General features: G+C 62.2%; 10 protein-coding genes. 1 reads left to right on the plus strand and 9 read right to left on the minus strand.

The window, feature by feature from the left end; translation table 11 throughout:
- Positions 1-100: 100 nt before the first annotated feature.
- The gene (gene greA, locus ENJ54_08820; GenBank protein HFC09932.1) at positions 101-562 is read left to right on the plus strand and encodes a transcription elongation factor GreA; all 462 of its coding nucleotides are present in this window, start codon (positions 101-103) and stop codon (positions 560-562) included.
- Between the two features lie 33 nt (positions 563-595).
- Here greA and ENJ54_08825 read toward each other — a convergent pair whose 3' ends face one another.
- From ENJ54_08825 to ENJ54_08865, 9 genes are all read right to left on the minus strand, one after another.
- Positions 596-1507, minus strand: coding sequence for an inositol monophosphatase (locus ENJ54_08825; GenBank protein HFC09933.1), 912 nt, complete (start codon positions 1505-1507; stop codon positions 596-598).
- Positions 1508-1571: 64 nt separating this feature from the next.
- A complete protein-coding gene (locus ENJ54_08830; protein HFC09934.1) occupies positions 1572-1910 on the minus strand; it encodes a DUF86 domain-containing protein in 339 nt (112 codons plus the stop codon).
- Entirely contained in the window at positions 1907-2197 is a 291-nt protein-coding gene (locus ENJ54_08835; protein HFC09935.1) for a nucleotidyltransferase, read from the minus strand. Before ENJ54_08835 ends, ENJ54_08830 begins: the two co-directional genes overlap by 4 nt.
- A 55-nt stretch (positions 2198-2252) precedes the next feature.
- Complete coding sequence (locus ENJ54_08840; protein ID HFC09936.1) at positions 2253-3413, minus strand: MFS transporter; 1161 nt, start codon at positions 3411-3413, stop codon at positions 2253-2255.
- Between the two features lie 27 nt (positions 3414-3440).
- The gene (locus ENJ54_08845) at positions 3441-5438 is read right to left on the minus strand and encodes an amidohydrolase (GenBank protein HFC09937.1); all 1998 of its coding nucleotides are present in this window, start codon (positions 5436-5438) and stop codon (positions 3441-3443) included.
- 43 nt (positions 5439-5481) lie between these two features.
- Positions 5482-6768 carry a DegT/DnrJ/EryC1/StrS family aminotransferase gene (locus tag ENJ54_08850; protein ID HFC09938.1) on the minus strand — a complete coding sequence of 429 codons (1287 nt, stop codon included), beginning with the start codon at positions 6766-6768 and terminating at the stop codon, positions 5482-5484.
- Positions 6769-6911: 143 nt separating this feature from the next.
- Positions 6912-8615, minus strand: coding sequence for a DUF87 domain-containing protein (locus ENJ54_08855; protein HFC09939.1), 1704 nt, complete (start codon positions 8613-8615; stop codon positions 6912-6914).
- A 72-nt stretch (positions 8616-8687) separates the two neighbouring features.
- Positions 8688-9299 (minus strand): HAD family phosphatase, encoded by a 612-nt coding sequence (locus tag ENJ54_08860; GenBank protein ID HFC09940.1) that lies wholly within the window; start codon positions 9297-9299, stop codon positions 8688-8690.
- Complete coding sequence (locus ENJ54_08865) at positions 9296-10000, minus strand: M48 family peptidase (protein ID HFC09941.1); 705 nt, start codon at positions 9998-10000, stop codon at positions 9296-9298. Before ENJ54_08865 ends, ENJ54_08860 begins: the two co-directional genes overlap by 4 nt.
- Positions 10001-10137 lie beyond the last annotated feature (137 nt).

Raw genomic sequence — 10137 nt, forward strand, 5'->3', positions numbered from 1 at the left:
TGATTTTTGACTATAATGCACGCCCGCGGTGTGAAAGGCAACAGCCTCATCACCGCTTTTCGTTATCTATTCCGGCTGTTCACAGCCACAGGAAGGGGCTATGAGCACAACTTACCTCACACCCGAAGGCTACAAGAAACTGGAAGAGGAACTGGAGTACCTGCGCACGGTACGGCGCAAGGAAGTGGCCCAGCGGCTGCACGAAGCCCTGGCCGAAGGGGGAGAACTCATCGAAAACGCCGAATACGAAGCCGCTAAAAACGAACAGGCCTTCGTGGAAGGCCGCATCCAGGAACTGGAATATCTGCTTGCCAACGCCCGCGTGGTGGCCGACGCCTCCACTGACGAGGTAGGCATTGGCAGTAAGGTGCGGGTGCGCTATGACGATGGCAGCGAAGAAACCTACACCGTGGTGGGCGCGGCGGAAGCCTCGCCGCGTGAAGGGCTGATTTCCAACGAATCCCCCTTGGGGCAGGCGCTGTTGGGGCACAAAGCAGGCGATGAAGTGACCGTGGAAGCCCCCGACGGCGCGTTCAAGGTCAAAATCATCGCGGTGGGCTAAGACACCCAGCGACGCATTCAAAAAGCACAGCCTTTACGGGCTGTGCTTTTGGCGTTCTGAAGCATTGCGGGCATGCACGCCTGCTCGCAGGGCTTCCCACAGCGGCAGAGAAGCCGCCGCCAGCATGGGGAAGTCGGCTTTCCGGTAATCCACGCCCGGCCGCAAGGGGAACGGGGATGCGCCTTCAAGGACGCCCCAATGTCCCCCTGCCTCGGTCACGAGGAGGGTAGGCGCAGCCAGATCCCACACTTTGGGGGTGCTTTCCAGGGCAGCAATGGCAACACCGCGCGCCACCAGCGCCATCTCATAGCCTGCCGAGCCCAAAATGCGCAGTTTCCACGGCCAGTCCAGCCGGTAGCGTTGCAGGCTGCGCGAGCAAACCAGGGCAAAAGCCGTTTCGTGGGCTGTGTCGACGCCGCGGGTGTGGATGGTTTCCCCATTGCGGGTGGCGCCTTGCCCTCGCACCGCGAGGTACACTTCGTCCATCACAGGGAAATACGCCACCGCCACGGTGGGCTGCCCACCTTCCAGGAAGGCCAGCAGCACGCCCCACATCGGCAGGCCGAGGGCGAAGTTGGTGGTGCCGTCCAGCGGGTCGATCACCCAGGCTTCCGGGGTGTCGGGGAGCACCGTGGCGCGCTCCTCGCTCAGCACCGGCACGCCGGGGAAGGCGGCTTCCAGGGCGCGGGTCAGGCGCTCGTCGGCTTCCAGGTCGGCGTCGGTGACCAGCGTGTGGTCGGCCTTGCGGCGGGGGTGGTTGCGTGCGGCTTCGAAGCGCCGCGCTAACGCCCGCCCCACCTGTAAGGCCAGCCCCTGGGCAAAAAGGGGGAGGGAAGGAGATGTCATCGTGATGCTGCTCCGCTTAGGTGCTCCGGAAACCGCAGATCGCGCAGATAACGCCGGGTTGTTCTGCGAAATCTCTGAGCAATCCATTGTTGGGGGCATTTCTTTGCCCTAAAATGATCAACGTCTCCTTTATGCTACGGCCTCCGCTACGACCAGGATTAAATTAGCCCTCGCTTTGAAGAATTTTGAGGATTTCCCTTTTGACTTCTGGAACCCGCTTTGTAATTGTCCACCATACTAAAGAATAGTCCACCCCAAAATAAAAGTGGATTAGCCTATCCCTCATTCCTGCCATCTCGCGCCACGGCACATTGGGGTATCGTTGGCGCACTTCGTCGGGTACTTGCTTTGTGGCTTCACCGATAACTTCCAACTTTCTCATGACCGCGCTTGCCGTTTTGTCATCCTCTTGGAAACTTGCAAAATCCATTCCTGCTGTGAACTGCTCAATGCTTTCCATTGCTGCCACAATGTCCTTGAGATACAACCTGTAGTCCCTCATACACTAATCACCTGCTCAAGCACGGTTTCCCGCAACTCTTCACGCAATGCCGCGCGAGGAACAACATCCACTGATTTTCCCAAGACCTCTTCCAAATACAGGCTCAATCCAACCAGATCCAACAGATCGGCGCCTACCTCAAAGTCAACCAACAGATCAATATCACTGTCCTCTTTCTGCTCTCCACGCGCCCAAGAGCCGAACACACTGAGCCGACGCACCTTATATCGCCTGGCCAGCTCAGGTTTGAGTTCTCTCAGCCTTTGCACAATCTCCTCTACCTCCATGGTTCGCTCCTCGTTTTTCTTCATTGTACCATCTGCTACCCTTCCCCATTGCTTGCTACGAGGTTTGCGGTTCGGGCAGGCCGCGCAGGGCGATGAGCGCCATCACTGCCGCCGCGGCGCTGATGGCGAAGGCGGTGTGCAGGCTCCACAGGTCGGCCAGCGCGCCCACGATGACCACCGCCACCGGCCGCGACAAGAAACTCAGCGCCAGATATGCCCCGTTGGCGGTGGCGCGGTGGTTGGGGGCGTGGTCTTGCACCAGGGCCATCAGCACGGGCTGGAAGGAAAGCGCCGAAAAGCCCAACGGGGGCAGCCAGAGCAGCCGCCACCAGCCGTGGCTGAGCAGGAAGCCCGCCGCCGCGAGGCCGGAAGCCAGCACTGCTCCCACGATGACAGGCACCCGCCCGACGCGGTCACTCCACGGCCCGATGATGAGCGCGCCGACCACGCCGAAAAGTTCATACAGCAGGGCAAACGCCAGCCCGCCCTGCGTCTTGGTCATGCCGGTTTCGCTGAGAAAAGTGGGCAAAAACGTGCCCAGCGCCCCCAGCAACATGCTGCGCCCCAGCACCAGCACCGTCAGGGGCAGCGCCAGCCGCCGCAAAATCGGCCATAACTCGCTCAGCGGGCTGCTTTCCACCTTGATGTGGATGCGGCGCACTTCCAGAAAGAGGATGAACGACATGGCCCAGCCGAGCAGCAAGAGCCGCGGCATGCCTTCCAGCCCCCACAGGCCCACTGCCCACACAGCGAGCATCGGGCCGATGACGCGCCCCATCTCGCCCCCTGCCATGAAGAAACTCATCCCGCGGCCGGTGCGTTTGGGGGCCAGGTGAGCGATGAAAGCCGGGGCGGGGGCGTGGAAGGCGGCCACGCTGAAGCCGGTCATCAGCAGCAGCGCGGCCAGCGCCCAGTAGTTGGGCATCACACCCATCAGCGCCATGCCCGTCGCGGTGGTGGCGGGGGCAAATGCCACGAAATAGCGCAGCGAAACCCGGTCGCCCAAATAGCCGATGAAGGGGTTGAAGATGGAAGGCGCTTGCAGGAAGGCCGTCAGCAGCCCGGCTTCAGTGTAAGTGAGCGCAAACTTGTCAATCAGCCACGGCAGCAGCGGTGCAAGAAAGGCCGAAAAGGTGTCGTGGACGAAATGCCCTGCCGAAACGGCCAGCACGGGCAGGTAAGGGAAGTCGTCGCGAGGGTTGCTTTGAGGGGACATGGAAGGGTCTGAGGGCTGGTTGCCTGGTTACCTGGTTGCCTGGTCGCCGGTCAGGGCGATGTAGTCGTCTTCCACCGGCTGGGCGTCGGCCAGCCCGAGCACACGCAGCAGGTCGGCGGCCAGGGTGGCCTTGCGTTCCGCATCGCGGCGGCTCCAGGTGCGGCTTTTGATTTCCAGGAAGGCCCCTAAGGGCGGCTTTTGGACGTCGTCGATGTTGATGAAGAATTCCGTCTCCTGGAAGCGCACCTTCCAGCGCAGGCGGTCTTTTTCCACCACCCGCTCGTCGGCAGGCTGGAAGTATTCGCGGTAGAAGCGCAGGCTGTGGGTGGCCGAGGCCAGGTAGCGGCTGCGGCTGAGCACCACCGCGCCGGGGAAGGCGTCTTCGTGCGCCGGGCCGATGAGCGTCAGGCGGTAGCGCACCCGCGACACGCTGCCATCCGGCTCGACGAATTCGTCTTCCCGATAGCGCAGATAGCCCTGCTGCGGATCGTCGAAGGCGAAGTACACATCGTACTCGCGGTAGTGACGGCGGTAGAGGATTTCCAGCCCTTCGGCGCTTTCCACCACTTTGGCCAGCGCCGCGGGGTCGTCGATTTTGACCTTGAGTTGCACCTCGAAACTCTCGGCCTCGCTGGCTTCTTCGATAGCCACCAGTTTGGAAAGCACCGACTGCTCGCGCTGAATGAGGAAGGCATCCACTTTGTGGGCGTAATCGTCGGCCTGGGCCAGCAGTTCGGCTTCGTCCACGGTGAGCAGTTCACGGTTGCGCATCAGCCATTTCCCGTCCACCATCACATCGGTAACGTCAGTGGACTTGGCGGCATAGACCAGTTGGGCGTAGATGCCCTCGGGGTCGCGGCGGAAGCGGGGAGCGTTGTGCACGGGCGAGATGTCGATGAGGATGAAATCGGCGCGCTTGCCGGGTTCCAGGGAGCCGGTGAACTCGCCCATGTGGAGCGCCTGAGCACCCAGGCGGGTGGCCATGGCCCAGGCCTGTTTGGCGGGCAGCACGGTGGGGTCGCCGGTCGCGCCTTTAGCCAGCAGCGCGGCCAGCCGCACTTCCTCGAACATATCCAGGTCGTTGTTGGAAGCCGGGCCATCGGTGCCGATGCCCACATTCAGGCCGAGTTCCAGCATCTTGGCTACGGGTGCAATGCCGTCGGCCAGTTTGAGGTTGGAAGAGGGGTTGTGCGCCACGCCCACCCCCCAGTGTTCCAGGGTGTGCATTTCGCCAGTGTCAATGTGCACGCAATGGGCAGCCAGCACTTTGGCTTCAAACACCCCCTGCTTTTTCACATAAGGAATCACCGGCATATCGGCTTCGGCGCGCATGGTTTCCACTTCCTGGGCCGTTTCGGCCAGGTGGGTGTGGATGGGCACGTCGTATTCCAGCGCCAGGCGGGTCGCAGCGTGCCACATTTCGTCGGTGACGGTGTAAGGCGCGTGGGGGGCGATTGCCGGAATGACGAGGGGGTGGTCTTTCCAGCGGGCGATGAAGTCCCGGGCATATTCCAGCCCTTCTTCGTAAGAGCGGGCATCGGGCGAGGGGAATTTGAGGATGGTTTCCCCGGCCAGGGCGCGCAGCCCGGCCTCGGCGGTGGCTTTGGCGACTTCCTCTTCGAAGTAGTACATGTCGGCAAAGGCCGTGACGCCCGAGCGGATGAGTTCCGCGGTGGCAATTTTGGTGCCGAGATAGACGAATTCCGGCGAGACGAATTCGCGTTCCACCGGCATGATGTAGCCCAGCAGCCAGACATCCAGCCGCAGGTCGTCGGCGAGGCCGCGCAGCAGTGTCATGGGCACGTGGGTGTGGGCGTTGATCAGGCCGGGGGAAAGCACCTTGCCACCGCAGTTGTGGGTTTCGGTCGCGGTGTAAGCAGCGGTGATTTCGGCTTCCGGACCGACGGCCACAATGGTGTTGCCGCGCACGGCCACCGCGCCGGGTTCGTAAATGTGGAAGTCGGCATCCATCGTCAGCACGATGGCGTTGGTGAGTAACAGGTCAACGGTTTGTTGAGAAGGCATAAGTACCTCGATGAAAATGCGGGATGCGTAAGCGCAGGTGGGCTTATGAGAAATAGGCTATGGTTTTCGCCAGCGCCTCGGCCTGGCGCTCCATCTCGGCGCGGTCGTAGGCGTTGGTGGTGAACTGCATCAGGCGGGGCTGGGTGGCCTCGGCCACCGGGCAGAGGCCGGGGGCGAATTCCTGCCACTGGTAGTCGGCAAAGCGGCGGTTGCGGAAGGCAGGCTCCAGGTGGGTCAGCCGCCAGGCGCCGTAGAACGGCTCGCCGCCGAATTCCAGGAATTTGCGCCGGAAGTCGTGCCAGGTGATATCGTCGCGGTTGAGGCGGGCGACGAAAGTCCAGTAAGCATGGCCGTAGCCCTCGGGCACGGCCTGGGGCGTCAGCCAGTCGCAGCCTTCCAGGGCTTCGGCATAGAGGCGGGCAGATTCCTGCCGCCAGGCGACCAGTTCGTCCAGACGCTCCACCTGCTCTAACGCTACCGCGGCGCACAGTTCGGGCATGCGGTAGTTCCAGCCGATTTCCACATGGCGGGCATAGCCGGGATCCTGGATGTCTTCCTTGGAAATCTTGCCCTCGCCCGCGCCCACGGCGGCATAGCCCAGGCTGCCGAAGCGCCGCACGCGGTTGGCGAGGTCGGGGTCGTTGGTGATGACCATGCCGCCTTCGCCGCTGGTGGCGTGTTTGGAACTCTGGAAACTGAAACTTGCTGCGTGCCCTAAGGTACCCACCAGACGCCCTTTGTAAGTGCCCAGGAAGCACTCGGCGTCGTCTTCCAGCACGAAGAGGCCGTGCGCTTCGGCCAGCGCCATGATGGGGTCCATGTCGGGTGAAAGGCCGTAGATGGCGACCGGCATGATGGCCTTGGTGCGTTCGGTGATGCGCTCGGCGACGGAAGCCGGGGAAAGCGTCCACGTATCGGGGTCGATGTCGGCGAAAACGGGCACCGCCCCGGCGTGCAGCACGGCGAAGGAAGTGCTCGCCATGGTGAGCGGCGGGACGATAACTTCATCGCCCGGGCCAACGCCTGCCGCGGCCAGCGCGGCGTGCAGGGTGGCGGTGCCGTTGATGAAAGAGATGGCGTAGCCCACGCCAAAGCGCTCGGCGAAAGCGCGTTCCAGGCGTTTCATCATGCCGCCGCTTTTCGAGCCGCGAAACTCGGAGGCCAACACTTCGCAGACGTACTGGTAAGCACGGCTGCTGATGCGGTCAATCTTTTCGTTCATGGTTTTCCTCAAGTGAAAGGTTTGGCGGTTTAGGGCGCTGCCGCCCTCGCAGGGAAAGGCGGCAGGACGGAGCATGGGGCCAGCGCGTCGGCCCGTAAGGTGATTCATTATAACCCAGAAGGGTGCTGGCCGGTTCGGTGCGAGGTTTCGCACCGTCGCGGGGTCTTTGCAAGAGGAGGGGCCAGCGCGACACACAATTGTGGCTCTGGCTGCCTGGACACCCTGCACGGTGCGTTCCAGCAGGCGCGCCCCTAAAACCCGAGGGCTTTGAAGGGGTCTTCCGGCATGGCGGCGTGGGCGTCGCCCAGCAGGTCTTTCCAGAATTTGTCGTCGTAGCGTCGTGAGCGCACCGGCAGGGGAATGGGCACGCTCCACCCCAGCAGCAGTACTTCTTCTTTGGGTTGCAGGCGGGAAAGCATGCCGCGCAACTGGTCGCGGCCGGCCAGGCCGGAAAGCACGGCGCGGATGTCGTCTTCGTCGCCCAGCCACCCCGAAATGCGGGTGCCCAGTTGCGACATCACCTCGTCGTAGATTTGCGACGGGCGCTGGTCGATGATGAGCAGGGTGACGAAGTATTTGCGCATTTCGCGCGCGATGGTGCTGAAGGTGGTTTGGGCTGCCATTTCGCGGTTGAGCAGTTTGTGGGCTTCTTCGACCACCACCACCAGCGGGCGCGGGGGCGTTTTTTCCTTGCCGGTGCGGTAAGCGTCGGTGCGTTTGACCCAATGCTCGCGAATTTTGCGGGTCAGCAGGTTGGTGACCAGCAGGTAGTCGAGTTCGTTGTCGTAGTCGCCGAAGGAAAGGATGACATGCCGCCCGGCTTCCAGCGCGTCGATGATTTGGCGCAGCCCTTCGGTGGCGGCTTCTTCGACCAGATAGTCGCGCCCGAAAATGCGCCGCAGTTTGTCGTGCAGGGCTTTGGCGGCCATCTCGTTGACGCCCACCTCGTTAGCCCATGCCTCAACGCTGTCTGGGGCAGGGCGTTGCTTGATTTTGCCGTTTTCGTCCTCATACGTTTCTTTGGCCCCCACTTTCATCTTGCGGAAAGCCGTCAGCCACTTGTCGCCAAAAGAGCCGTAAAGGGCATCGAGGGTGGTGGCGGTGGTTTCTCGCAGGTTGAGGGAGCGGGCGAGCAGCAAAATGTCTTCGGGCAGGATGTCGCGCTCGGAAATCAGCAAGTCCAGGTCGGGGCGGTGCTCCCGGATGAGGGCGTTTTTCCCCAGGCCGACGACGAACACGCGGCTGCCGAACCTGGTTTGCAAACCGACGATGCGCTTGTTGGTGTCGGAGGCGACGTCGTCGTAGGCGTATTCGTTGTGCATGTCGAAAATCAGCGTGGCGGCGGCGTTGTGGTGAATCAGCCCGGCAAGCAGAATGCGGGTGAGGAACGATTTGCCGGTGCCCGTTGCACCAAACACCCCCGCCGAGCGCTGCACGAATTTGTCGAGGTTGATGCGCACCGGGTGCCCCTGCTCGCGGGTATAGCCGATGGTGAAGTTGCCGCGGAAGATCTCGTCAATATCGCCCTCGGTGGCGAGGCGGGTGGGGGCGAGGTGGGAAGGCACGGTTTTGATCGGCTTGGGGGTGGGGCGTTCCCGTAGCCCGGCTTCGACTTCTTGCCAAAAGCGTTCATACTCGGTAGATTCAGGCGGCGGCCCCGCTTCCAGCATGAGCACGGGGTGCACGGCGAGGTTGGTGTAAAGTGCCTGTTCTTGCAGCATGTTGGCCAGAGCGGGGGTGAAGCGCTCTTGCAATTGCTCGTCGGCAAAGCGCTCGTTGGTCGCTGCCAGGCGGAGGTCGGTCACCAGGCCGTAGAAAAAGTAGTTGCCGCTTTCCATCACGACGAAAGCGCCTTCTTGCAGTTGCTGGGGGGGCACCGTCAGCCGCACCACCAGCCCTTCTTGCAGGCTGCCGCCTACGACATAGCCGATTTTCTCCTCGTCGGCATGGGTCATGGTTCCGCTCCTTACAGAGAAGTCGTGGTGAACGCGAAGGGGCTTGCCCCGGAAAGCACAAGCCGCTGGCTGTTAGCCAACGCCCAGGTTGCGCAGTTCGGCCATCACCTGGTCACGATGGCGGAATTGCACCGTGCGCATGCCCAGGGCATGGGCGGCGTGGACGTTTTCCAGCCGGTCGTCGACGAACACGGCTTCGGCGGGCTCGACGTCCAGGCGTTCCAGAATCAAGCGGTAGATGGCCGGGTCGGGCTTCATCAGGTGCTCTTCGGCGGAAATCACCATGGCGTCGAAAGCGTCGGCGATGCCCACGCGGTGCAGCAGGTCGCGCAGGTCGCTCCAGGCGTTGGAAAGCAACCCGGTGCGATAGCGGCGTTTGCGTTGCCGCAGCCAGTCGGCCAGGTCGGTGTCGATGCGGATGCCTTCCCAAAAGCGTTGGGCCAGCCATTCACCTTTTTCGGGGGGCAGCCCCCACTGCTGGGCCAAGGTTGCCCAGAGTTCCTGGGGCGAAATTTCTCCCCGCTGGGCGGCCAGGCTCAGCGGGCCAACGAAGATTTCCCGTTGCAGGGTGTCTACCGAAATGCCGAGTTCCTGCGCCAGTTGCTCGTGCACCGCGGGGTCGCCGGGGTGTAAGAGCACACCACCGAAATCCAGAATGATGGCGCGAATGGTGGGGATGTTCATAGTGCGGTCTCCTCTGTGGTTTGTCCGTCGGCTTCCCCTTGGGCGAAGTAATAGCCGCGGATGAAGCCGCGGGCCCGCTCGGTGAGGGGGTAGGCCTGCTGGAGGGTTTCCCAGAATTTGGCGCTGTGGCCCTCTTCCGGCAGCAGCAGATGGACGAATTCGTGCGCGATGATATAGTCTACCACCCAGGGGGGCCAGTTCTGGATGCGGTCAGAAATGCGGATGTGCCCGTGGGTGTTGCCGCCCAGGGTCACGCTGCCCAGCCGCTGGCGCATGTTCCCCACCCAGCGGATGGCAACCCACGGCACTTTGCCGCCGAAGTATTTGCGGTTGACCGTTTGTGCCCGTCGGGCCAGCGCCTCGTCGGTGCGGCGGGCGGCTTTTTCCGCCAGTTGTGCCAGGTCGGCTTCCAACTGTTCGAGAAGGCGAGGGACTTCTCGCCAGGGCAAGTAAAAAGGAAGGCGCAGCACAATGCGGCCGTTGGCGTGCTGTTGCCACCGCACGCTGCGCTTCAGCCGCCGGTCGCGGCGAATTTCGACTTCTACTTCGCGCTGCAGGCGAGGGTCGAAAACCGAGAAATGCCGCTGGGGGGATGCCATGCCTTTATCGTAACCCAAAACCGCCGCAAAAGCCAGCCGCACGGGAGCACTCAAATGTTGTAAAAAAGGAGTCCTCTGGTATAACAGAGATAAACGCATCATCTATCTCTCACCAAAGGACTCCCAAATGAAGTCTACCACAGACCGCATCACCCAAATCAAAGACCTCATCGTTGCTGAACTTCTCTCCCAAATGGAGGCTGAAGAAATCTCACCCCAAGGCCTTGAAACGGCGATTC

It is taken from the genome of Chloroflexota bacterium (assembly GCA_011322445.1).
In the GTDB taxonomy this organism is placed as follows: Bacteria; Chloroflexota; Anaerolineae; order Anaerolineales; family DRMV01; genus DRMV01.

Coding starts and splice junctions, on each gene's coding strand:
- greA (HFC09932.1), top strand. CDS start 101: ATGAGCACAACTTACCTCACACCCGAAGGCTACAAGAAACTGGAAGAG.
- ENJ54_08825 (HFC09933.1), bottom strand. CDS start 1,507: ATGCCCCCAACAATGGATTGCTCAGAGATTTCGCAGAACAACCCGGCG.
- ENJ54_08830 (HFC09934.1), bottom strand. CDS start 1,910: ATGAGGGACTACAGGTTGTATCTCAAGGACATTGTGGCAGCAATGGAA.
- ENJ54_08835 (HFC09935.1), bottom strand. CDS start 2,197: ATGGAGGTAGAGGAGATTGTGCAAAGGCTGAGAGAACTCAAACCTGAG.
- ENJ54_08840 (HFC09936.1), bottom strand. CDS start 3,413: ATGTCCCCTCAAAGCAACCCTCGCGACGACTTCCCTTACCTGCCCGTG.
- ENJ54_08845 (HFC09937.1), bottom strand. CDS start 5,438: ATGCCTTCTCAACAAACCGTTGACCTGTTACTCACCAACGCCATCGTG.
- ENJ54_08850 (HFC09938.1), bottom strand. CDS start 6,768: ATGAATCACCTTACGGGCCGACGCGCTGGCCCCATGCTCCGTCCTGCC.
- ENJ54_08855 (HFC09939.1), bottom strand. CDS start 8,615: ATGACCCATGCCGACGAGGAGAAAATCGGCTATGTCGTAGGCGGCAGC.
- ENJ54_08860 (HFC09940.1), bottom strand. CDS start 9,299: ATGAACATCCCCACCATTCGCGCCATCATTCTGGATTTCGGTGGTGTG.
- ENJ54_08865 (HFC09941.1), bottom strand. CDS start 10,000: ATGATGCGTTTATCTCTGTTATACCAGAGGACTCCTTTTTTACAACAT.